This window comes from Microcella daejeonensis, assembly GCF_026625045.1.
In the GTDB taxonomy this organism is placed as follows: Bacteria; Actinomycetota; Actinomycetes; order Actinomycetales; family Microbacteriaceae; genus Microcella; species Microcella daejeonensis.
Map to the genome: position 1 here is coordinate 2,585,709 of NZ_CP113089.1, position 20,131 is coordinate 2,605,839.

The following is a 20,131-nucleotide window of genomic DNA, read 5'->3' on the forward strand; positions in this document are numbered from 1 at the left end:
CCGCCGCGGGCTCAGCCGGCGAAGGCCTCCTCGTACAGCGCCCGCAGCTCGGGGCTCTCGGGCCCGGTCAGGCCGCACGAGGCGGCCGCGCCGCCCGTGATCGCGACGAGGTAGTCCTCTCCCTCGACGAACTCACCCGTCGAGTACTCGAGGTTCGGGTCGGTTCCCTGCGCCACGACGACCCGGTCGCCGACGTCGCCGCGGAACCGCTCGGTGACCTGCAGCTCGACCTGGTCCCCCTCGATGCTCGTGACGGTCGCCGCGAAGGCGATCTCGTTCATCGCGAGACCCTCGGCGGTGAGGACGGCGCAGGAGGTGGCCGGGCCGACGGCCTCCGGAGCGATGAACCGGGTGGGTGACGCGCCGCTGCCCGTGCCGATCACGACGGCCGCGGCGGCGACGGCGGCCGCTCCGACGAGAGCGGCGGGAACGGCCCAGCGCGGCCGGCGGCGCACCGTGCGCGACGGCTCGGCGGCGAGGGCGGGGTCGGTGGTCGGGATGCTGCTGCTCATGATCGTCTCCATCATCTGCTCGAGCCGCCGGGCGGCGGCGGGGTCGACCTCGGCAGCCGGATCAGCACGACGCAGTAGGCGCCGCAGCACCTCGTCCTCGTCGCCCATCACCGGCTCCCTCCGTCATCCCCGACATGTCCGGCATCCGGCCCGACCTTTCTCCGCTCATCCCGCAGCAGCTCCGCGCGCAGCGCCTTCTTGGCCCGGTGCAGCCGTATCGACACGGCGTTCGCGCTGATCTCGAGCACCACCGAGATCTGCGCGGGCGTCAGCTCCTCCCACGCCCAGAGCCGCAGCACCTCGGCCTCGGCGGGGCGCAGACGGTCGAGCGCGGCGCGCACCTCGGCATCCGCGTCATCGACCCTGCCGCCCGCGCTGCCGTCGGCCGTGTCGGCGACCGAGGCCACCGGCTCCGGCGGGTCGACGACGCGGATGCGCTGCACGAGCCTCTCGCGGCGACGAGCGGCGCGGCGCGCGTTCGCCAGGCAGTTGCGCGCGACGACGAACACCCACGGCAGAGCATCCACCGGGATCTCATCGAGCCGCCGCCAGCACACCAGCAGCACCTCGCTCAGCACGTCGTCGGCGGTGTCGGCATCGGTGCGGCGGCGCAGGTAGCGCTGCACCGGCTCGCCGACCTCGGCGACGAGCGCCGCGAAGCGAGCACGGCGCTGCAGCTCGGTCGCGGTCGTCACATCAGGGTCATGTCCGGCAGCGCGGCGATCTTTCGCCCCGCGGGTCGGGCCCCGGCTCCCCTAACCTGGGCGCATGCGCTGCCCCTGCCTGAGCGGACTCCCCCTCGCCGAGTGCTGCGGCCCGCTGCACGAGGGCGCCCCCGCGCCGACGGCCGAACGCCTCATGCGCTCGCGCTTCTCGGCCTTCGCCCTCGGCGAGGCTGACTACCTGCTCGCCAGCTGGCACCGCTCGACGCGCCCCACCGCGCTCGAGCTCGACGCCGAGCTGCGCTGGTACCGGCTCGACATCCTGCGCACCGAGCGCGGCGGCCCGCTCGACCGCGACGGACTCGTCGAGTTCGAGGCGTTCCACCGCTCCCCCGCCGGCGCCGGCTCCCAGCGCGAGTCGAGCCGCTTCGTGCGCGAGGGCGGGCACTGGTTCTACGTCGACGGCGTCTGACGCGCCTCAGCCCGCCGATGCGCCGGCGAGCTCCGTCGCCCGACCCGCCATGGCGGCCCCGAGCGCCCGCTCGAGATCGCGCCACAGATCCTCGCCGTCCTCCAGCCCGATCGACAGCCGAAGGATGCCGGCCCCGGGTCGAGCGTCGGGCGCGACCGGTCGGTGGGTCAGCGAGGCGGGATGCTGCACCAGCGAGTCCACGCCCCCGAGCGACACGGCGTGCGTGAACAGCCCGAGCGCGCCGACGACGGCCTCGGCCGCGGGGTACCCGCCCCCCAGCTCGAGCGCGAGCATCGCTCCGGGCCCCCGCATCTGGCGCCCGACGAGACCCGTCGGATCGCTGCCGCCCTGCCCCGGGTAGTGCACGGCGGCGACGGCCTCGTGCGCGAGCAGGCGCTCGGCGAGCATCCCGGCGGTCGCCTGCTGCGCCCGCACCCGCAGGGCGAGCGTCGGCAGGCCGCGATGCAGCAGGTAGGCCCCGAGCGGGTGGAGCAGCGCTCCCGTGATGGCGCGCACCGGCCGCAGCGCCTCGGCCCACTCGGTCGAGCAGGCGATGACGCCCCCCATGGCGTCGCCGTGGCCGCCGAGGTACTTGGTGGCGCTGTGCAGCACGAGCGCAGCACCGAGCACGGCCGGGTTCTGCAGCACGGGCGTGGCGAAGGTGTTGTCGACGAGCACGGGCACCGCGCCGGCCGCCGCGACGACGGCGGCGATGTCGACGAGCTCGAGCGTCGGGTTGGCCGGAGTCTCCAGCACCACGAGGCAGGTGTCGGGGCGCACCGCGGCCGCGACCCCGGCGGCGTCGACGAAGGTGGTCTCCACGCTGAGCAGGCCCGAGGCGAGCAGGTGGTCGGTGCCGCCGTACATCGGGCGCACGGCGACGATGTGGCGTCCGCTCCCCCGGCTCGCGGCGGCGAGCACCGCGGCCGTGAAGGCCGCCATGCCCGTCGAGAACGCGACGGCCTGCTCGGTGCGCTCGAGGGCGGCGAGGGCCTCCTCGAACCGGGCGACGGTCGGGTTCCAGAGTCGCGCGTACACCGCCCCGCCCTCGGTCGGACCGTGCCCGGTGGCCATCGACTCGTACGAGATGCCGCCCGTCTCGATCCCCGGCAGGGGGTTCGTCGTCGACAGGTCGATCGGCGGCGCGTGCACGCCCATCGCGGTGAGGTCCGCCCGTCCGGCGTGCACGGCAAGGGTCTCGAAAGCGACGTCATCGTCCATCCCGCGATGATGGCGCGCTCTGCGGCTCATCACAAGCATGGTCGAAGATCGCGCGATCCACAGCCAGAAGCACGCGCATCCTGCATCATGGGCTCATGATGGATGCCCCGCCGCCGCAGATCGCACGCCCCGCCCCGCTCGATGCCATCGACCTGACGCTGCTCGCCGAGCTCGAGTCGAACGCCCGCCTCACGAACGCGGCGCTCGCCGCCCGCGCGGGCATCGCCGAGTCGACCTGCACCCAGCGCCTCCGGGCGCTCAAGGCCGGAGGTGCCATCCGGCGCTTCCGCACCGACGTCGACCCCGCGGCGCTCGGCCTCACCATGCAGGCGGTCATCAAGGTGCGGCTCGCCAGCCACAGCCGCGATCAGGTGCACGCCTTCCGCGAGCTGCTGCCGCGCATCCCGAACGTGCTCACGATCTTCCACCTCGCGGGGGCCGACGACTACCTGCTGCACGTCGCGGTCGACTCGGCCATCGCGCTGCGCGACCTCGTGCTCGAGCACATCACGGTGCACCCCGGGGTGCGTCACACCGAGACCCAGCTGGTCTTCGAGGTGATCGACGGCGCCGGACTGCTCCCCGGGCCGCCCGTCGAGCGCTAGGAGCGCCGGCGCAGGGCCTCCGGCTTGTGCACGGCCTCGCCGCCGCTCTTCTCGCTGCGCACGAGGTACTGCGGCTCGTCCTTCGAGGCGCGCACGGTGCGACCGCCGGCCTCGGTGTCGCTCGTGATCTTCCTCACCACCTCGCCGACGGCCTCGCCGCCGTGCGAATCCCACGCCACCTTGTCGCCCTTGCGGAAGCTCGTCGTCATACCTCGACGCTAACCCCCGGTCCCCGCCTCCGCGCGCGCCCTCACGGCGGGCGTCCAGGCCCCCGCTGGAGGCCGGCTGGGAGCGGGCTCGACCGCGTCGGGGTTCGGGAGCACGCTGGAGGCATGACCGATGACGACCGCACCACCGAGTCCGATTTCCGAGAGCTGGTGACGATGGCGCCCGCCGAGCTCGAGCGCTGGCTCGAGACCGACGAGTCCCGATCCGTCGGCCAGTCCGACGGCGGCGAGTCGGTCGGGCACCGCAGCGGCCGGCGCATCGTCGAGATCCTCCGCACCCGGAAGGCCGATCTGACCGACGCCGATCGTGCGCACATGCGGAAGGTCATCGGCTACATCCGCCGCCACAGCGCGCAGCGGCCGTCGGGCGACGTGCGCGAGACGCCGTGGCGCTACTCCCTCATGAATTGGGGGCACGACCCGCTGCACTGAGCGCGTCGACAACCGGTCGCGGGATGCTCAGCGCTGCGTCGCCGCGGCCCACGCCGCGAGCTTCCCGGCCGCGGCGCCCGAGTCGATCGACTCGGCCGCGACGACCATCTGCTCGGCGAGACGCGAGACGAGCGGCCGTGAGATCTCCGCCGGATCCTGCGCGAGCCTCCACGACACCAGCCCCGCCGCGGCGTTGAGCAGCACGATGTCGCGCACGGCCCCGGTCTCGCCCGCGAGCACCCCGCGGGCGATGGCCGCATTGTGCTCCGGGCCCTCGCCGAGGATGTCGTCGATGCTGCTGTACTCGATGCCGAGGTCGCGCGGGTCGAGGTCGTGCTCGGTGACTGAGCCGCGCGAGACCTCCCACACGTGGCTGTGCCCCGTGGTGGTGAGCTTGTCGATGCCGTCGTCGCCCCGGTACACGAGCGCCGTCGCCCCCCGCGTGCGGAACACGCCCACGAGCAGCGGCACGCGCTCGAGGCTCGCGACGCCGACGGCGGAGGCCTCGGGCCGGGCTGGGTTCACCAGCGGGCCGAGCACGTTGAAGAGGGTCGAGATGCCGATCTCCCGCCGCGCGGCGCCCGCGTGCCGGAACCCGGGGTGCAGGACGGCGGCGTTGAGGTACGTGAGACCGACCTCGTCGAAGACGCGCCCCAGCTGATCCGGCCCGAGATCGAGGGCGATCCCCAGGGCGCCCAGCACGTCGGAGGCGCCCGAGGCGCTGCTCGCCGCGCGGTTGCCGTGCTTGGCCACCGGCACGCCGGCGGCCGCCACGACGATCGAGGCCACCGAGGAGACGTTGACCACGGCGCCGTAGGGGTCGCCGCCGGTTCCGACGATGTCGAGCACCATGGCCGGGATGCTCACCGGCAGCGCGTGCGCGAGAGCGGCATCCCGGAACCCGACGATCTCATCGATCGTCTCGCCCTTGGCCCGCAGCGCCACGAGGAACGCCGCCAACTGGGCGGGCGTGGCCTCCCCCGCCATGACCTGCTCCATGGCCCAGGTGGACTCCGCGATCGACAGATCCTGCCGCTCCAGCAGACGGGTGAGCAGGGCGGGCCAGGTCGGGATGGCGGACATGGGAGAAGGCTAGCCAATCGCCGCGAGAAGGCATGTCGCCCGGCAAGAACCTCCAGGAACATCGGTCATAATGAAGGGGTGACCAGCACCTCTCTCTCGAGCTCGCTCAGCGCGCCTACGATCAACCGCCCGAACACCGTCGCGGTCGGCACGATCGTGTGGCTGGGCAGCGAAGTCATGTTCTTCGCCGGCCTCTTCGCGATCTACTTCACGCTGCGGTCGACCTCCCCCGAGCTGTGGGAGTCGGGCACCGAGCTCTTCAACATCCCCTTCGCCGCGGTCAACACCACGATCCTGGTCCTCTCGTCGGTGACCGCCCAGTTCGGCGTCTTCGCCGCCGAGCGCCTGCAGGCCAAGCGCACCGGCTGGAAGCCGACGCAGTGGGGCATGGTCGAGTGGTTCTTCCTGACCTACGTCATGGGCGCGATCTTCGTCGTCGGCCAGGTCTACGAGTACGCGATCCTCGTCAGCGAGTACGTCACGCTCACCTCCGACGCCTTCGGCTCGGCCTTCTACCTCACCACCGGCTTCCACGGCCTCCACGTCACCGGCGGACTCATCGCCTTCCTCCTCGTCATCGGTCGCGCGTACGCGGTGAAGGTCTTCACCCACCGCGACGCGATGAGCGCGATCGTCGTGTCGTACTACTGGCACTTCGTCGACGTGGTCTGGATCGGCCTCTTCATCGTCATCTACGTCCTTCAGTAAGCAACGGAAACGAGACGCACTCCCCATGGCACCCTCCTCCTCCGCATCAGCACGACGCACCGGTCGCCGGCACCCGCTCGCCACGGCCGCCCTGCTCGTCGTCGGCCTGCTCGCCACCGGTGGCGCCTACGCGGTCGCGACGACGGCGGCGACCGCCGAGACGACGACGGCCAGCGCCGAGGTCGTCGACGAGGGCGGCAAGCTCTTCGCCGCCAACTGCGCCAGCTGCCACGGCCTGGAGGGCCAGGGCGCCGAGGCCGGTCCGAGCCTCGTCGGCGTCGGTGCGCTGGCGGTCGACTTCCAGGTCGGCACGGGCCGCATGCCCATGGCCGCCTCCGGCCCCCAGGCCGAGGTCAAGCCCGTGCAGTTCACGCAGGAGCAGATCGACGCCATGGGTGCGTGGGTGGCCCAGCTGGGCCCCGGCCCCGCCATCCCCGCCGACGAGTACCTCGCCGGTGACGGCGATGCCGCCCTCGGCGCCGAGCTCTTCCGCATCAACTGCGCCATGTGCCACAACGTGGCCGGCGCGGGCGGCGCGCTCACCGAGGGCAAGTACGCCCCGAGCCTCGCCGGGGTCGACCCCGTTCACATCTACGGCGCCATGGTGACCGGTCCGCAGAACATGCCCGTGTTCAGCGACCTGAACCTCACGCCCGAGGAGAAGAACGACATCATCACCTACCTCACCTACCTCGAGGAGAACCCCTCGGTGGGCGGCATCGACCTCGGCGCCCTCGGCCCGGTGTCGGAGGGACTCTTCATCTGGATCTTCGGTCTCGGCGGCCTCATCGCCGTGACCATCTGGCTCACCGCGAAGTCGAACTGACCTCCCGTGGGTCGCACTAGGAAGGAACGATAATGGCGGACTCCCACGACGGCGCTGCGACGAGCGGCGCCGCCGAGACGGCTGTCGAGCGGCGTGAGAACGCCGCCCCCTCGCCGGGCGTGGCCGTCGCGCGCACCGACCGCGTGCCCAACCCGGGCTTCCCGCCGGAGCGCCTGCGCGTCACCGACATGGACCCGGCGAAGGAGAAGCAGGCCGAGCGCACCGTCAGCGGTCTGTTCCTGCTCTCGGTCGTCGGCAGCGTGCTCGCCGTCGTCGCCTACATCGCCTTCCCCATCGACGAGGCCGACCCGAGCTCGATCCGCCTGAACAACCTGTTCCTGGGCCTCGGCATCACGCTCGGCCTCCTCGGCATCGGCATCGGCGCGGTGCACTGGTCCAAGGCGCTCATGCACGGCCACGAGCTGGTCGAGCAGCGCCACCCCACCCGGGGCAGCGACGAGACGCGCGCCAAGGCGCTCGAGATCTTCTCCGAGAGCAACAAGGAGTCGGGCTTCACCCGCCGTAGCCTGGTGCGCAACACGCTCATCGGCGCCATCGTGGCGACGCCCATCCCGGCGGTGGTCCTGTTCCGCGACCTCGCTCCGGCGGAGGACCCGATCGGCCTGCTGCGCCACACCATGTGGGAGGCCGGGACGCGCCTGACGCGCGACCCCTCGGGCACGCCCATCCTCGCCTCCGAGGTCACCATCGGTTCGGCGTTCCACGTCATCCCCGACGGCCTCGCCCAGCTCGAGAGCCACAAGCTGGAGGAGAAGGCCAAGGCCGCCGTCCTCCTCATGCGGCTGCCGGTCGACCGCCTCAACGAGACCGAGGAGCGCCGCTCCTGGTCCTACGACGGCATCGTCGCCTACTCCAAGATCTGCACGCACGTCGGTTGCCCCGTCGCGCTGTACGAGCAGCAGACCCACCACCTGCTGTGCCCCTGCCACCAGTCCGAGTTCGACGTCGCGAACCACGCGGCCGTCATCTTCGGGCCGGCGGCGCGTCCTCTTCCCCAGCTCCCGATCAGCGTGGACGACGAGGGTTATCTCATCGCGACGAGCGATTTCACCGAACCTGTGGGTCCGAGCTTCTGGGAGCGTGAACTGTGAGCACCATCACGGAACCCTCCACCTCCACCGCCCCCGCGCCCTCGCGCGGCATGCGGTTCACCGGGTGGGCGGCCAACTACATCGACGAGCGGACGAGCGCCTCCACGGCGGTCAAGTCGCTCGGGCGCAAGATCTTCCCCGACCACTGGTCGTTCATGCTCGGCGAGGTGGCGCTCTACAGCTTCGTCGTCATCCTGCTGAGCGGCACGTTCCTGACCTTCTTCTTCGACCCGTCGATGACCGAGGTCGAGTACGAGGGCTCCTACCTGCCGCTGAACGGCATCCCGATGTCGGTGGCGTACCACTCGTCGCTCGACATCTCGTTCGAGATCCGCGGCGGCCTGCTCATGCGCCAGGTGCACCACTGGGCGGCTCTGCTGTTCGTGGCCTCCATCGGCCTGCACATGCTGCGCGTCTTCTTCACCGGCGCGTTCCGCAAGCCCCGCGAGCTCAACTGGGTCATCGGGTTCCTGCTCTTCGTGCTGGCCATGGCCCTCGGCTTCACCGGCTACTCGCTGCCCGACGACCTGCTCTCGGGCAACGGTCTGCGCATCATCGACGGCATGATCAAGGCCGTCCCGGTGGCCGGCGCCTGGATCTCGTACTTGCTCTTCGGTGACGAGTTCCCGGGAACCGACATCATCCCCCGCCTCTACGTGCTGCACATCCTGCTGCTGCCGGCGATCCTGGTCGCTCTCATCGGTGCGCACATGGTGCTGCTCATCGTCAACAAGCACACCCAGTTCGCGGCGCCCGGTCGCACCAACGACAACGTCGTCGGCGCGCCGATCATGCCGGTGTTCGCCGCCAAGGCCGGTGGATTCTTCTTCCTCGTCTTCGGCGTCATCGTGCTCATCGCCTCGCTGTTCACGATCAACCCGATCTGGAACTACGGCCCCTACGACCCGTCCCCGGTGTCGGCGGGTACGCAGCCCGACTGGTACATCGGCTTCGCCGACGGCGCCCTCCGCCTCATCCCGCCGGGGCTCGAGTCGGTCATCTTCGGCTACACCTTCTCGTGGAACATCCTGATCCCGCTCGTCGGGCTCCTGGTATTCCTCGCCGTGGTGGCCGTGTACCCGTTCCTCGAGGCCTGGGTCACGGGCGACCGTCGCGAGCACCACATCGCCGACCGCCCGCGCAACGCGCCCACGCGCACCGCGATCGGTGCCGCCGGTGTGACCTTCTACGCGGGCCTCTGGGCGGCGGCGAGCTCCGACATCATCGCCACCCACTTCCGGCTCTCGATCGAGGGCGTCATCCACGGACTGCAGGCGGTGACCGTCCTCGGACCGATCGTGGCCTACTTCGTCACCAAGCGCGTCTGCCTGGCGCTCATGCGCAAGGACCGCGAGATCGCGCTCCACGGCTTCGAGTCCGGTCGCATCGTGCGCCTCCCCGGCGGCGAGTACATCGAGGTGCACGAGCAGCTCGACGACTACGAGCGCTGGAAGCTCGTCAGCTTCGAGGAGTACCAGCCGCTCGTCGTGCGCCCCGATGCACGGGGTCGCATCACCGCCCGCCAGCGCGTGCGCGCCGGTCTCTCGCGCTGGTTCTTCGAGGACCGCATCGCGCCGGTAACGCAGAACGAGATCGAGTCGCAGAAGCACTGACCGACGAGTCCTCGACGGCCCCGCTCCTCCTCCGGGAGGGCGGGGCCGTCGTCGTTCCGCGCGACACGGCGGAATCCCCCTCGTCGGCGTGGTGAGTCCGCGCCGCACCGCGTAGCGTGGGCGCATGAGCCCGGCACCCGTGACCACCGTCCTCCTCGACGTCAACGAGACGCTCACCGACCTGCGCCCCCTCGATGACTGGATGCGCGAGAGCGGTCTGCCCGCCGGCTCGGCCTCGGCGTGGCTCGCCGCGGTACTGCGCGACGGCTTCGCCGCCTCGCTGGTCGGGCTGCCGGCAGCGTTCGGCCCGCTCGGCGCCTCCGCGCTGCAGGATCTCGCGCGCGAGCACCTCGATGCCCCCGCCGTCGAGTCGCTCCTGGAGCAGCTGCCCGCGGTCGTCGCGGGCCTGCCCGCCCACGACGACGTCGAGCCGGGCATCCGCAGCATGATCGCCGCGGGTCTCGGGGTGTCGACGCTGACCAACGGGTCCCCCGCGATCGCGAGCGCGCTGCTCGAGCGGCTGGATCTCGCGGCATCCGGTGTCGGCGTACTCAGCGTCGACGGCACGCGCACGTGGAAGCCGCACGCCGAGGCCTACCTCGGAACGTGCGACCGCCTCGGCGTCCTGCCCGAGCAGACGGCCCTGGTGGCCTGCCACCCCTGGGACATCCTCGGAGCGCAGCGCGCCGGGCTGCAGGGCGTGTGGCTCCCCCGCGGTCGCTCATGGCCCGCGGGCTACCCGGAGCCTCACCGCACGATCGAGACGCTCGGCGCGTTCGTGACCAACGGCGACTGAGCCGGATCCACGGGAGGGTCGTGATCCCTCGGTACGCGCCGAGGACGGACCGTCACGATGCGCGCACCGGCAGCAGGCTCGCGGACGATCGACCGTGTACCGGTCGACGCAGGGCCAGCGAGGCGGCGTCAGAAGACGCGTCGCATGTACTCCGCGTTCTGACTGTAGCCGAGGCGGTCATAGAAGCCGCCGGCACGACGGCTCGCCACGGTGATCTGCCGAACACCGCGCCGGCTGCACTCGGCCTCGACGGCGTGAACGAGCTCGGTGCCCAGATCCTGGCCGCGCGCGGCCGCATCGACGGCGATCTCCTGCAACTGGGCGGAGAGACCGTTCGTCGACAGCAGTCGGGCGACCGTAGTCAGCGCGTACCCGCGGACGACCCCTTCCGAGTCCTCGGCGACGAGGAGGAAGAGGTCGGCGTCATCCGGCGCCTCGACCGCGGAGCTGAAGCTCGCGTCGAACGCCCCGCGCACCGGCACGAACGCGGCGCCCAGCTGCTGCACGAGGGCGAAGACCGCGTCCGCGTCGGCGGCCCGCGCTGCGCGGACGACCATCAGCGGGCGAAGTTGCCGCGGTAGTACTCGTACGTCCAGCCCACGATCGCGATGAGCGCGAGCGGGATGGCGTAGTACGCGATCCAGATGCCCGTGGCGAGTCCGAGGAACACCAGGGCGGCGCCACCGGCGAGGAACACAGGCCACCAGCTCCACGGGGAGAAGTAGCCGAGCTCGGCATCGCCATCGTCGATGTCCGCGTCGAGCCGGTCCTCCGGCAGCGTGCCGCCGATGGAGCGGTTCGCGAGCCGGAGGTAGAAGGCGATGAAGAGGGACAGCACGGCGCTGAGGCCGATGCCGAGCGTTCCCACCCACTCCACCTCACCGGTGTCGATGAGGGACCAGGCGACGTAGACGCCGGTCAGCGCCACGAAGAATACGGCGAGGACCCAGAAGAGGTTGATGTTGGTCTTCATCGGTGGATCACTTCACCTTCTCGGCGCCGAGGTCGTACGTGGGGGCATCGGGGGCGTCCTTCGCCGGACCGATGCCGACGGGGATGCCGGCCTCGGGGTGGTTGAGGTCGAACGCCGGCGACTCCGAGCGGATGCGCGGGATCGAGGTGAAGTTGTGGCGCGGCGGCGGGCACGAGGTGGCCCACTCGAGCGAGCGGCCGTAGCCCCACGGGTCGTTGACCGTGACCTTGGGCGCCCGACGGGCCGTGATGTACACGTTCAGCAGGAACGGGATCATCGAGGCGGCGAGCAGGAAGGATCCGAACGTCGACAGCTGGTTCATCCAGGTGAAGCCGTCCTCGACCGCGTAGGTCGCGTAGCGGCGGGGCATGCCCACGACACCGAGCCAATGCTGGATGAGGAAGGTCGTGTGGAAGCCCACGAACAGGGTCCAAAAGTGGATCTGGCCCAGACGCTCGTTGAGCATCTTGCCCGTCCACTTCGGCCACCAGAAGTAGAAGCCGGCGAACATCGCGAAGACGACGGTGCCGAAGACGACGTAGTGGAAGTGGGCGACGACGAAGTACGAGTCGGAGACGGCGAAGTCGAGCGGCGGCGAGGCGAGGATGACGCCCGTGAGACCGCCGAAGACGAAGGTGATGAGGAAGCCGATCGTCCAGACCATCGGCGTCTCGAAGGTCACCGAGCCGCGCCACATCGTGCCGACCCAGTTGAAGATCTTCACGCCCGTGGGCACCGCGATGAGCATCGTCATGAGCGCGAAGAACGGCAGCAGCACCGAGCCGGTCACGTACATGTGGTGCGCCCAGACCGTCATCGACAGCGCGGCGATCGCGATCGTGGCGTAGACGAGGGTCTTGTACCCGAAGATCGGCTTGCGGCTGAACACCGGCAGGATCTCGGAGACGATGCCGAAGAACGGCAGGGCGAGGATGTACACCTCGGGGTGCCCGAAGAACCAGAACAGGTGCTGCCAGAGGATCGCGCCGCCGTTGGCCGCGTCGAAGAAGTGCGAGCCGAACACGCGGTCGGAGCCGAGCGCGAAGAGCGCGGCCGCGAGCACCGGGAAGGCCATGAGCACGAGCAGCGAGGTGACGAGCGTGTTCCAGGTGAAGATCGGCATGCGCCACATCGTCATACCGGGCGCGCGCATCGTGATGATCGTCGTGATGAAGTTCACGGCACCGAGGATCGTGCCGAAACCGCTCATGGCGAGACCGAAGACCCAGAGGTTGCCGCCGATCCCCGGCGAGAACGTCTGACTGGACAGCGGCGCGTAGGCGAACCATCCGAACGAGGCCGCACCCTGCGGGGTGAAGAAGCCGGCGACGGCGATGAGCGAGCCGAAGGAGTAGAGCCAGTAGGCGAAGGCGTTGAGACGCGGGAACGCCACGTCGGGGGCGCCGATCTGGAGCGGCATGAGCACGTTGGCGAAGCCGGCGAAGAGCGGCGTCGCGAACATCAGCAGCATGATCGTGCCGTGCATCGTGAACAGCTGGTTGTACTGCTCCTTCGTGGCGACGATCTCGAGGCCCGGCGCGAACAGCTGCGCGCGGATGACGAGGGCCATCACGCCGCCGACGAGGAAGTAGATGAAGGACGTGATCAGGTACATGTACCCGATGGTCTTGTGGTCGGTGGAGGTGATCCAGCCGACGAAGACATTGCCCTTCTTCTCGACACCCGGACGGCTGTAGCCCGGCTCGGTGCCGACGGTAGGACGCGGTGCGGTCGTCGTCATGTGCCGACTACTCCTCTTCGCTGGCGCCGGTGGTCCCCGGCAGGTTCTGGTTGGTGTTGAACTCCTCGCCGAGACGGCCCTCGTTGCCGGCGTCGCGCAGCGACTCGGTGTAGGCCTCGTACTCCTCGACGGAGACGACCTCGACGTTGAACAGCATGAGCGAGTGGTACTCGCCGCAGAGCTCGGCGCACTTGCCCTGGTACGAGCCCTCCTTGAGCGGCTCGAAGTACCAGTAGTTGGACCGGGCCGGGACCATGTCCTTCTTGTAGAGGAAGTCGACGATCCAGAAGGAGTGCAGCACGTCGCGCGACTCGATCTTGATCTCGACGGTCTGACCGACCGGCAGGTACAGCGTCGGCAGGGTGTCGAAGGTGATGCCCTCCTCGCCCTCCTGCGCCTGGATGCCCTGGTAGTAGACGTCCTCGGTGATGTAGTTGAAGTCCCACGCCCAGCGCTTGCCGTAGACCTCGATCTGCACGTCGGGGTCGGCGATGGGCTCCTCGATCGCGGCCTGGTCGCGGGCGGTGAACGCGAAGAAACCGATGACGAGGATGAGCGGGATGACCGTGTAGAGGATCTCGATCGGCATGTTGTAGCGCAGCTGCACCGGCAGGCCCGTCTGGCCCTTGCGGCGGCGGTACACGATCGCGGCCCAGATGATGAGGCCCCACGTGATGGCGCCCACGACGAGGAGCACGATCCACGAGGTGGTCCAGAGGCCGATGACGCGGTCCACCTGGTTCGTCGTCCCGGGCTCCGTCGGCAGCCAGCCCAGCGTCTGCTGGGGGGTGCACGCGGCGAGAACGAGGGTGGTCACGACGGCGAGGGGGATCGCCGCCATGCGGAGTCGACGGTTGGAGCGCACCGGGGGCCTCTCGGAGGGAAGACGGATTGTGGAACGGGCTTCAGTCTACGTCACCCGCATCCCCCGGCTTTCCCGGCGACGCTCCGAAACAGGCGTGAGATTCGGCCTGCGAGAAGCCGGTTCCGGCCCGTTAACGGCGACGGCGCGGGCATCCACCGATCGATGGATGCCCGCGCCGGACGCACGGTTCGGGGGCGATTCGCAGGCGCTCAGCCCGCGGCGCGCCGCCCGCGCTAGTGGAAGCTGTCGCCGCAGGCGCAGGAGCCGCCGGCGTTGGGGTTGTCGATCGTGAAGCCCTGCTTCTGGATCGTGTCCTCGAAGTCGATCGAGGCGCCGTCAAGGTAGGGCACGCTCATCTTGTCGACGACGACCTCGACCCCGTCGAAGTCGCGCGCGATGTCGCCGTCGAGGAGGCGCTCGTCGAAGTAGAGCTGGTAGATCAGGCCCGAGCAGCCGCCGGGCTGGACGGCGAGGCGCAGGCGCAGGTCATCGCGGCCCTCCTGCTCGAGCAGGCTCTTGACCTTCGACGCGGCAGCTTCGGTCAGGGCGACGCCGTGGGTGGAGATGGCGGTGTCGGTCATGGGTTCGCTCCTCGGTGCGTAGGCGGTCGGCGCCAGTGTACGTCGGCACCCTGTCAGGGTGAACAGGCGACGGGCGCGTTTTATTCTCCGTCGCGGGATGCCGCACCGAGCTCGACCGCCCCGCCGAGGCGGGCCAGCAGCACGGCCTCGGTGAGCACGGCCCGGTGCAGGACGCCGAGGTGCAGCGACTCGTTCGGGCTGTGCGCCCGGGTGTCGGGATCCTCCACCCCCGTGACGAGCACGTGCGCATCGGGGAAGGTGTCGTTGAGCTGCGCGATGAACGGGATCGACCCGCCGACGCCGACGAGCCGGGGCTCCTCGCCCCAGGCCTCGTGCATGGCCGTGAGCGCCTCGTCGACCGCCCAGCCGCTCGTGTCGACGAGGAACGGGTTGCCGCAGTCGACGTTCGAGAACGCGAGGTGGGCGCCGAAGGGCGCGTGGGCCTCGAGGTGCGCGCGGACGGCCTCGAAGGCCTCCCGGGCGTCCTGCCCCGGGGCGACGCGGGCGCTGATCTTGACGGAGACCTTCGGCAGCAGGGTGTTCGAGGCGTTCTGCACGCTCGGCGCGTCGATACCCGTGACCGTGATGGCCGGCTGCGCCCAGAGGCGGTGCAGGATCTCGCCGCGACCGATCGAGCGGACGCCGTCGAGCAGGGCGGCCTCCTCGCGCAGGCGCTCCTCGTCGAAGGCCGGGACGGACTGCTCGTGCGCGCGCATCCCCTCGACCGCGACGGCGCCGTCGTCGTCGTGCAGGGTCGCGAGCAGGCGCACGGCGGCGAGCATCGCGTCGGGTGCGGCGCCGCCGAACATGCCCGAGTGCGAGGCGTGGTCGAGGGTCGCGATCGTGAGGGTGAAGGCCGCGTTGCCGCGCAGGCCCACCGTGAGGGAGGGGGTCGTGACGTTCCAGTTGTCGGAGTCGGCGACGACGATGACGTCGGCGGCGAGCAGGTCGCGGTGCTTCGCGAGCAGCGCGCCGAAGGAGCGGGAGCCGAACTCCTCCTCCCCCTCGATGAAGACGGCGATGCCGAGCTCGGGATCACCGGTCGCCTCGACGAGCGCGCGGATGGCCGCGACGTGCGCGATGACGCCGGCCTTGTCGTCGGCGGCGCCCCGCCCGTAGAGGCGGTCGCCGATCACGGTCGGCTCGAAGGGCGGCGTCTGCCAGTCGGCCTCATCGCCGGGGGGCTGCACGTCGTGGTGGGCGTAGAGCAGGATCGTCGGCTTGCCGCCCCGCGCGGCGCGGCGGGCGAAGACCGCGGGCTGCCCGAGCACGCCCTGCGCGCCGGGGATCTCGACCCGGTCGACGACCACCGTGTCGAAGACGTCGAGCTCGGTGAGCAGACGCGCGACCTCGGCGGCCGAGGCCTCGACGTGGGCGGGATCGAAGCCGTCCCACGAGACCGAGGGGATGCGGACGAGCGTCGAGAGGTCGGCGATCGCGGCCGGCAGGCCGTCGCGGACGGAGTCGCGGAGTCGGTCGAGCAGGTCGGCGGGGGTCGCGGGCCTCGTGGGCCGGTCGTCGAGCGTCATGGCGGTAATCTATAGCTCACGCCCACCGGAAGGATGTGCCGCCGTGGCCGCCCGAGACAACGCCAAGTCCGCCCCCAGCGCCGCCGAGAAGGCGAGCGCCGACGCCGTCGCCCACGCCGAGGCGATCGCCGCCGGCAAGGGGCGCCCGACGCCCAGCCGCAAGGAGCGCGAGGCGGCCCGCAAGCGGCCCCTCGTGCCGAACGACCGCAAGGAGGCGGCGAAGGCGCACCGGGCGAAGATGAACGAGGCGCGCGAGCGCGCCCGCCTCGGCATGGCCGCCGGTGAGGAGCGCTACCTGCCCCAGCGCGACCGCGGTCCGCAGAAGAAGTTCGTGCGCGACTACGTCGACGCGCGCTGGAGCCTGGGCGAGTTCATGATCCCGGTGATGTTCGCCGTCATCGTGCTGAGCTTCGTGCCGACCCTCGACATCTACGCGATCCTCGCCCTCTGGGCGTTCTTCCTCGTCGCGATCATCGACTCGACCATCCTCGGCTGGCTCGTGACCCGCGCTCTCGCCCGCAAGTACGGCGCCGATCGCGTCGAGAAGGTGCGCTGGTACGCGGCGATGCGCTCGCTGCAGCTGCGCGTGCTGCGCCTGCCGAAGCCGCAGGTGAAGCGCGGCGAGTTCCCCTCCTGATCCGCACGCTCCTCCGGGCGTCAGGCCCCGTCGACGGCACCCGATCGCGCGGCGGCGATGCGCGGGGAGCCGTCGGGTTCAGACGCGGGCGGCGGGCGCCGTCGCCGCGAGACCCCGGTTGATCGCGCGGGCCCAGCCCGGGCCCCGGTAGAGGAAGGCCGTGTAGCCCTGCACGAGCGTCGCTCCGGCGGCCAGCCGCTCGGCGACGTCCTCCGCGGTGTCCACTCCCCCGACCGAGATCACGCAGTAGTCCGCGGGCACCGCGGCCCGCACGATGCGCAGCACCTCGAGAGCGCGCGCGCGCAGCGGCGCACCGCTCAGCCCGCCGGCGCCGGCGGCATCCACCACCGCCCTCTCGGTGCGCAGACCCTCGCGCCCGATCGTCGTGTTGGTCGCGATGACGCCGCTGAGGCCCTTGGCGACGGCGAGGCGCGCGACGCCCTCGACCGCCTCGTCGTCGAGGTCGGGCGCGATCTTGACGAGCACCGGCGTCGTGTCGGCCTCCTCGAGCACGGCGTCGAGCAGCGGGCCGAGCATCGCCTCGTCCTGCAGGCCGCGCAGCCCCGGCGTGTTCGGCGACGAGACGTTGACGGCGAGGTAGTCGGCGACGGGGGCCAGCAGCCGGGCGGACTCCCGGTAGTCGGCGATCGCATCCTCGACGGCGACCACGCGGCTCTTGCCGATGTTCGCGCCGATGATCGCCCGCGGTCGGCGTGCGGCCTCGCGCCGCACCCGCTCGGCGGCCCGCGCCGCGCCGCGGTTGTTGAAGCCCATGCGGTTGATGACGGCGCGGTCCTCGATGAGACGGAAGAGCCGCGGGCGCGGGTTGCCCTCCTGGGGCACCGCGGTCACGGTGCCGATCTCGACGTGGCCGAAGCCCAGCGCCCACAGCCCGCGGATGCTCTCGGCGTTCTTATCGAAGCCGGCCGCGACGCCGAAGGGCGAATCGAAGTGCAGCCCGAGCGTCTCGACCGCGAGCGAGGGATCGGGACGGGTGGCGCGCCGCACGAGCGCGGCGAGGCCGAGACGCGGGATGGCGCGGATGACGGCGACCGCGAGGTGGTGGGCCCGCTCCGGATCCATCCGGGCGAAGACCTGCCGGAAGAGCACGTCGTAGGCACTCACCCGGCTCAGCCCTTCTCGGGGCGCGCGGCGTCCTCGACGCGCAGCTGGGCGATCGCCGCCTCGAAGTCCTCGAGGTTCTCGAAGGCCTGGTAGACGCTCGCGAACCGGAGGAAGGCGACCTCGTCGAGCTCGCGCAGCTCGGGGAGGATCGCGAGACCGATGTCGTTCGCCTCGAGCTGCGAGGCGCCCGTCGAGCGCAGGGACTCCTCGACCTTCTGGGCGAGGATGGCAAGGTCGCCGTCGGTGACGGGCCGGCCCTGGCAGGCCTTGCGCACGCCGGCCACGATCTTCTCGCGCGAGAAGGGCACGACCGAGCCGTTGCGCTTGATGACGGAGAGGCTCGCGGTCTCGGTGGTCGAGAAGCGGCGCCCGCACTCGGGGCACTGACGACGACGGCGGATGCTCAGCCCGTCATCGCTCGTGCGCGAGTCGATGACGCGGCTGTCGGAGTACCGGCAGAAGGGGCAGTGCATGGTCCCCGAGCCTAGTCGTCGGCGAGGGATCCGGCGGCCGGGCCCGGCAGCGGATCCGACCCGAACCGCACCCGCACTGCCTCGCCGTGCGCGGGCAGCTGCTCGGCGGCGCTCAGGGCCCCGACCTGCTCGGCGACCACCGAGAGCGCGGCCCGGTCGTACTCGACGACCTGCTGCGGCCGGAGGAACGTGTAGGCGCCGAGCCCCGAGGAGTACCGGGCGGCGCCGCCGGTCGGCAGCACGTGGTTCGAGCCGGCGATGTAGTCGCCGAGGCTCACGGGAGTGTGATCGCCGACGAAGATCGCCCCGGCGTTCTCGAGCTCCGGCAGCAGGGCGTGCGGGTCGGCCACCTGCACCTCGAGGTGCTCGGGCGCGTAGGCGTTGCTGAAGGCGACGGCCTGCGCGAGGTCGTCGACGAGGACGATGGCCGACTGCGGCCCGGAGAAGCTCGTAGTGATGCGCTCGCGGTGGTGGGCCTCGGCGATCGCCGCCGGCAGCGCCTGCTCGACCGCACGGGCGAGAGCGGGATCGTCGGTGACGAGCACGCTGCCGGCGAGCTCGTCGTGCTCGGCCTGGCTGATGAGGTCGGCGACGACGTAGGCCGGGTTGGCCGCGCGGTCGGCGATGATGAGGATCTCGGTCGGGCCGGCCTCGGAGTCGATGCCGACGACTCCGGTGACGGCGCGCTTCGCCGTGGCCACGAACAGGTTGCCGGGGCCGGTGATGACCTGCACGGGGTCGAGGCCGAGGTCGGGCACGCCGTAGGCGAGGGCGCCGATCGCGCCGGCCCCGCCCATCGCGTAGACCTCGTCGACGCCGAGCAGGTGCGCCGCGGCGAGGATGGTCGGGTGCACGGAGCCGCCGAAGGCCTCCTGCGCGGGGCTCGCGAGCGCGATCGAGCGCACCCCCGCGACCTGCGCGGCGACCACGTTCATCACGACGCTCGAGGGGTAGACGGCCTTGCCCCCGGGCACGTAGAGGCCCACGCGGGCGACCGGCACCCAGCGCTGCACGATGCGCGCCCCCGGGGCGACCTCGGTCGTGACGGGCGGGGGCACCTGGCCCGCCGTGCCGCGTCGCACGCGGGTGATGGCCTCATCGAGGGCATCCCGCACCGCCGGATCGAGCTGAGCGGCGGCCTCGGCCATCACCTCAGCGGGCACGCGGATGTGCGCGGGGCGCACGCGGTCGAAGCGCTCGGCCTGCTCCAGGAGCGCCGCGGAGCCGCGCCGGCGCACGTCGGCGATCAGGGAGTCCACGACGGCGGCGGCGGAGCCGACGTCGCTCGCGGATCGCGGGACGAGAGCGAGGAGGTCGGTGGTCGAGAGGGTGCGACCGCGCAGGTCGAGGGTCTGGATCATGGCGGGATCAGCCTAATCGCGGGCAGGCTCGGGAATAGCCGAGCGCCCGAGGTGTTGCATGCTTGCGTGATGACCACGACAGCCGATGCCACCGGGTTCGACGCCTTCGCGCAGGCCTTCCGCCGCCACGCCGCGGGGGTCGCCGTCATCACCGCGCTGACGCCCAAGGGCCGCCCGGTCGGCTTCACGGCGACCTCGCTCGCCTCGCTGGCCGCGAAGCCCCCGCTGGCGACCTTCAACATGGCGCGCATCGCCAGCAGCTGGCCCGCGATCGAGCAGACCGACCACGTCGTCATCCACATGCTCGGCGAGGCCGACCTCGACGTCGCGCGCATCATGGCCGGGCCGAACGCCGAGCGCTTCGACGGCGACCACTGGGAACCGGGCCCGCACGGCCTGCCGGTGCTGAAGAACGTGACGGCCTGGATGCTCGGCCGCATCGTCGCCCGCACGAACGTGGCCGAGAACGCCATGATCGCGGTGCAGATCGAGCAGGGCGCCCTGGGCGAGCCCGACGAGCCGCTGCTCTACCACGAGCGCGCGTACCGCGTGCTCGGCGCGCACCTCTAGGCGCGCA

Annotated in this window: 24 protein-coding genes; 10 read left to right on the forward strand and 14 right to left on the reverse strand. The window is 71.2% G+C overall.

The annotated features are described in order from the left end of the window. Nucleotides 1–11: 11 nt before the first annotated feature. The gene (locus tag OVN18_RS12450; RefSeq protein ID WP_267781088.1) at nucleotides 12–620 is read right to left on the reverse strand and encodes a hypothetical protein; all 609 of its coding nucleotides are present in this window, start codon (nucleotides 618–620) and stop codon (nucleotides 12–14) included. Next, on the reverse strand, nucleotides 620–1,207 hold the full coding sequence (locus tag OVN18_RS12455) for an RNA polymerase sigma factor (protein ID WP_267781089.1): 588 nt from the start codon (nucleotides 1,205–1,207) through the stop codon (nucleotides 620–622). Before OVN18_RS12455 ends, OVN18_RS12450 begins: the two co-directional genes overlap by 1 nt. A 73-nt stretch (nucleotides 1,208–1,280) precedes the next feature. Here OVN18_RS12455 and OVN18_RS12460 point away from each other — a divergent pair, with 73 nt between their 5' ends. Beyond that, nucleotides 1,281–1,646, forward strand: coding sequence for a YchJ family protein (locus OVN18_RS12460; RefSeq protein WP_267781091.1), 366 nt, complete (start codon nucleotides 1,281–1,283; stop codon nucleotides 1,644–1,646). Nucleotides 1,647–1,652: 6 nt separating this feature from the next. Here OVN18_RS12460 and OVN18_RS12465 read toward each other — a convergent pair whose 3' ends face one another. After that, nucleotides 1,653–2,867 (reverse strand): trans-sulfuration enzyme family protein, encoded by a 1,215-nt coding sequence (locus OVN18_RS12465; protein WP_267781092.1) that lies wholly within the window; start codon nucleotides 2,865–2,867, stop codon nucleotides 1,653–1,655. A 95-nt stretch (nucleotides 2,868–2,962) separates the two neighbouring features. Between OVN18_RS12465 and OVN18_RS12470 the strand changes: the two genes are divergently transcribed. Next, a complete protein-coding gene (locus tag OVN18_RS12470) occupies nucleotides 2,963–3,472 on the forward strand; it encodes an Lrp/AsnC family transcriptional regulator (RefSeq protein ID WP_267781094.1) in 510 nt (169 codons plus the stop codon). Here the strand turns inward: OVN18_RS12470 and OVN18_RS12475 are convergent. Then, on the reverse strand, nucleotides 3,469–3,681 hold the full coding sequence (locus tag OVN18_RS12475) for a hypervirulence associated TUDOR domain-containing protein (protein ID WP_267781095.1): 213 nt from the start codon (nucleotides 3,679–3,681) through the stop codon (nucleotides 3,469–3,471). The two genes, OVN18_RS12470 and OVN18_RS12475, sit on opposite strands and share 4 nt — an antisense overlap. A gap of 123 nt (nucleotides 3,682–3,804) precedes the next feature. Here OVN18_RS12475 and OVN18_RS12480 point away from each other — a divergent pair, with 123 nt between their 5' ends. Continuing rightward, nucleotides 3,805–4,131, forward strand: coding sequence for a DUF3140 domain-containing protein (locus tag OVN18_RS12480; RefSeq protein WP_267781096.1), 327 nt, complete (start codon nucleotides 3,805–3,807; stop codon nucleotides 4,129–4,131). Nucleotides 4,132–4,158: 27 nt separating this feature from the next. On the opposite strand, the gene trpD is transcribed toward OVN18_RS12480, so the two are convergent. Beyond that, on the reverse strand, nucleotides 4,159–5,214 hold the full coding sequence (gene trpD / locus OVN18_RS12485; RefSeq protein WP_267737354.1) for an anthranilate phosphoribosyltransferase: 1,056 nt from the start codon (nucleotides 5,212–5,214) through the stop codon (nucleotides 4,159–4,161). Between the two features lie 78 nt (nucleotides 5,215–5,292). Between trpD and ctaE the strand changes: the two genes are divergently transcribed. The 5 genes from ctaE (at nucleotide 5,293) to OVN18_RS12510 (ending at nucleotide 10,269) form a co-directional block, all read left to right on the forward strand. Continuing rightward, nucleotides 5,293–5,922 (forward strand): aa3-type cytochrome oxidase subunit III, encoded by a 630-nt coding sequence (gene ctaE, locus OVN18_RS12490; protein WP_267781097.1) that lies wholly within the window; start codon nucleotides 5,293–5,295, stop codon nucleotides 5,920–5,922. A 25-nt stretch (nucleotides 5,923–5,947) separates the two neighbouring features. Then, entirely contained in the window at nucleotides 5,948–6,748 is an 801-nt protein-coding gene (gene qcrC, locus OVN18_RS12495; protein WP_267781098.1) for a cytochrome bc1 complex diheme cytochrome c subunit, read from the forward strand. A 32-nt stretch (nucleotides 6,749–6,780) separates the two neighbouring features. Continuing rightward, nucleotides 6,781–7,860, forward strand: a complete 1,080-nt coding sequence (qcrA, locus tag OVN18_RS12500) for a cytochrome bc1 complex Rieske iron-sulfur subunit (RefSeq protein ID WP_267781100.1) — start codon at nucleotides 6,781–6,783, stop codon at nucleotides 7,858–7,860. 50 nt (nucleotides 7,861–7,910) lie between these two features. Beyond that, nucleotides 7,911–9,473, forward strand: coding sequence for a cytochrome bc1 complex cytochrome b subunit (gene qcrB, locus OVN18_RS12505; protein WP_267739409.1), 1,563 nt, complete (start codon nucleotides 7,911–7,913; stop codon nucleotides 9,471–9,473). Between the two features lie 124 nt (nucleotides 9,474–9,597). Then, nucleotides 9,598–10,269 (forward strand): HAD family hydrolase, encoded by a 672-nt coding sequence (locus OVN18_RS12510; RefSeq protein WP_267781102.1) that lies wholly within the window; start codon nucleotides 9,598–9,600, stop codon nucleotides 10,267–10,269. A 128-nt stretch (nucleotides 10,270–10,397) separates the two neighbouring features. Here the strand turns inward: OVN18_RS12510 and OVN18_RS12515 are convergent, their stop codons facing one another. From OVN18_RS12515 to OVN18_RS12540, 6 genes are all read right to left on the reverse strand, one after another. Next, complete coding sequence (locus tag OVN18_RS12515; protein ID WP_267781103.1) at nucleotides 10,398–10,826, reverse strand: GNAT family N-acetyltransferase; 429 nt, start codon at nucleotides 10,824–10,826, stop codon at nucleotides 10,398–10,400. Continuing rightward, on the reverse strand, nucleotides 10,826–11,242 hold the full coding sequence (locus tag OVN18_RS12520) for a cytochrome c oxidase subunit 4 (protein ID WP_267737359.1): 417 nt from the start codon (nucleotides 11,240–11,242) through the stop codon (nucleotides 10,826–10,828). The genes OVN18_RS12515 and OVN18_RS12520 overlap by 1 nt, the downstream gene beginning before the upstream one ends. A gap of 7 nt (nucleotides 11,243–11,249) precedes the next feature. Next, the gene (gene ctaD / locus OVN18_RS12525) at nucleotides 11,250–12,983 is read right to left on the reverse strand and encodes an aa3-type cytochrome oxidase subunit I (RefSeq protein ID WP_267737360.1); all 1,734 of its coding nucleotides are present in this window, start codon (nucleotides 12,981–12,983) and stop codon (nucleotides 11,250–11,252) included. A gap of 7 nt (nucleotides 12,984–12,990) precedes the next feature. Beyond that, nucleotides 12,991–13,848: an aa3-type cytochrome oxidase subunit II gene (ctaC, locus tag OVN18_RS12530; RefSeq protein WP_456085748.1), complete on the reverse strand. Its 858-nt coding sequence runs from the start codon at nucleotides 13,846–13,848 to the stop codon at nucleotides 12,991–12,993. A 233-nt stretch (nucleotides 13,849–14,081) separates the two neighbouring features. Continuing rightward, a complete protein-coding gene (locus tag OVN18_RS12535) occupies nucleotides 14,082–14,429 on the reverse strand; it encodes a HesB/IscA family protein (RefSeq protein WP_267781104.1) in 348 nt (115 codons plus the stop codon). A gap of 80 nt (nucleotides 14,430–14,509) precedes the next feature. Then, nucleotides 14,510–15,958: a dipeptidase gene (locus OVN18_RS12540; protein ID WP_267781105.1), complete on the reverse strand. Its 1,449-nt coding sequence runs from the start codon at nucleotides 15,956–15,958 to the stop codon at nucleotides 14,510–14,512. Nucleotides 15,959–16,001: 43 nt separating this feature from the next. Here OVN18_RS12540 and OVN18_RS12545 point away from each other — a divergent pair, with 43 nt between their 5' ends. Then, nucleotides 16,002–16,595: a DUF3043 domain-containing protein gene (locus OVN18_RS12545; protein WP_267737366.1), complete on the forward strand. Its 594-nt coding sequence runs from the start codon at nucleotides 16,002–16,004 to the stop codon at nucleotides 16,593–16,595. A gap of 78 nt (nucleotides 16,596–16,673) precedes the next feature. Here the strand turns inward: OVN18_RS12545 and OVN18_RS12550 are convergent, their stop codons facing one another. The 3 genes from OVN18_RS12550 to hisD are packed head-to-tail and all read right to left on the reverse strand — an operon-like array spanning nucleotide 16,674 to nucleotide 19,554. Continuing rightward, entirely contained in the window at nucleotides 16,674–17,678 is a 1,005-nt protein-coding gene (locus tag OVN18_RS12550; protein ID WP_267783049.1) for a quinone-dependent dihydroorotate dehydrogenase, read from the reverse strand. A 47-nt stretch (nucleotides 17,679–17,725) separates the two neighbouring features. Continuing rightward, nucleotides 17,726–18,193 carry a transcriptional regulator NrdR gene (gene nrdR / locus OVN18_RS12555; RefSeq protein WP_267737368.1) on the reverse strand — a complete coding sequence of 156 codons (468 nt, stop codon included), beginning with the start codon at nucleotides 18,191–18,193 and terminating at the stop codon, nucleotides 17,726–17,728. An 11-nt stretch (nucleotides 18,194–18,204) separates the two neighbouring features. Continuing rightward, nucleotides 18,205–19,554 (reverse strand): histidinol dehydrogenase, encoded by a 1,350-nt coding sequence (gene hisD, locus OVN18_RS12560; RefSeq protein ID WP_267781106.1) that lies wholly within the window; start codon nucleotides 19,552–19,554, stop codon nucleotides 18,205–18,207. A 69-nt stretch (nucleotides 19,555–19,623) separates the two neighbouring features. Here hisD and OVN18_RS12565 point away from each other — a divergent pair, with 69 nt between their 5' ends. Then, nucleotides 19,624–20,124, forward strand: coding sequence for a flavin reductase family protein (locus OVN18_RS12565; RefSeq protein ID WP_267781107.1), 501 nt, complete (start codon nucleotides 19,624–19,626; stop codon nucleotides 20,122–20,124). Nucleotides 20,125–20,131 lie beyond the last annotated feature (7 nt).

What these genes read in the sequence shown, in the direction of transcription:
- OVN18_RS12450 (WP_267781088.1), bottom strand. Translation starts at nt 620, where the DNA reads ATGGGCGACGAGGACGAGGTGCTGCGGCGCCTACTGCGTCGTGCTGAT.
- OVN18_RS12460 (WP_267781091.1), top strand. Translation starts at nt 1,281, where the DNA reads ATGCGCTGCCCCTGCCTGAGCGGACTCCCCCTCGCCGAGTGCTGCGGC.
- OVN18_RS12465 (WP_267781092.1), bottom strand. Translation starts at nt 2,867, where the DNA reads ATGGACGATGACGTCGCTTTCGAGACCCTTGCCGTGCACGCCGGACGG.
- OVN18_RS12470 (WP_267781094.1), top strand. Translation starts at nt 2,963, where the DNA reads ATGATGGATGCCCCGCCGCCGCAGATCGCACGCCCCGCCCCGCTCGAT.
- OVN18_RS12475 (WP_267781095.1), bottom strand. Translation starts at nt 3,681, where the DNA reads ATGACGACGAGCTTCCGCAAGGGCGACAAGGTGGCGTGGGATTCGCAC.
- OVN18_RS12480 (WP_267781096.1), top strand. Translation starts at nt 3,805, where the DNA reads ATGACCGATGACGACCGCACCACCGAGTCCGATTTCCGAGAGCTGGTG.
- trpD (WP_267737354.1), bottom strand. Translation starts at nt 5,214, where the DNA reads ATGTCCGCCATCCCGACCTGGCCCGCCCTGCTCACCCGTCTGCTGGAG.
- qcrC (WP_267781098.1), top strand. Translation starts at nt 5,948, where the DNA reads ATGGCACCCTCCTCCTCCGCATCAGCACGACGCACCGGTCGCCGGCAC.
- qcrA (WP_267781100.1), top strand. Translation starts at nt 6,781, where the DNA reads ATGGCGGACTCCCACGACGGCGCTGCGACGAGCGGCGCCGCCGAGACG.
- qcrB (WP_267739409.1), top strand. Translation starts at nt 7,911, where the DNA reads ATGCGGTTCACCGGGTGGGCGGCCAACTACATCGACGAGCGGACGAGC.
- OVN18_RS12510 (WP_267781102.1), top strand. Translation starts at nt 9,598, where the DNA reads ATGAGCCCGGCACCCGTGACCACCGTCCTCCTCGACGTCAACGAGACG.
- OVN18_RS12515 (WP_267781103.1), bottom strand. Translation starts at nt 10,826, where the DNA reads ATGGTCGTCCGCGCAGCGCGGGCCGCCGACGCGGACGCGGTCTTCGCC.
- OVN18_RS12520 (WP_267737359.1), bottom strand. Translation starts at nt 11,242, where the DNA reads ATGAAGACCAACATCAACCTCTTCTGGGTCCTCGCCGTATTCTTCGTG.
- ctaD (WP_267737360.1), bottom strand. Translation starts at nt 12,983, where the DNA reads ATGACGACGACCGCACCGCGTCCTACCGTCGGCACCGAGCCGGGCTAC.
- OVN18_RS12535 (WP_267781104.1), bottom strand. Translation starts at nt 14,429, where the DNA reads ATGACCGACACCGCCATCTCCACCCACGGCGTCGCCCTGACCGAAGCT.
- OVN18_RS12540 (WP_267781105.1), bottom strand. Translation starts at nt 15,958, where the DNA reads ATGACGCTCGACGACCGGCCCACGAGGCCCGCGACCCCCGCCGACCTG.
- OVN18_RS12550 (WP_267783049.1), bottom strand. Translation starts at nt 17,678, where the DNA reads ATGGATCCGGAGCGGGCCCACCACCTCGCGGTCGCCGTCATCCGCGCC.
- nrdR (WP_267737368.1), bottom strand. Translation starts at nt 18,193, where the DNA reads ATGCACTGCCCCTTCTGCCGGTACTCCGACAGCCGCGTCATCGACTCG.
- hisD (WP_267781106.1), bottom strand. Translation starts at nt 19,554, where the DNA reads ATGATCCAGACCCTCGACCTGCGCGGTCGCACCCTCTCGACCACCGAC.
- OVN18_RS12565 (WP_267781107.1), top strand. Translation starts at nt 19,624, where the DNA reads ATGACCACGACAGCCGATGCCACCGGGTTCGACGCCTTCGCGCAGGCC.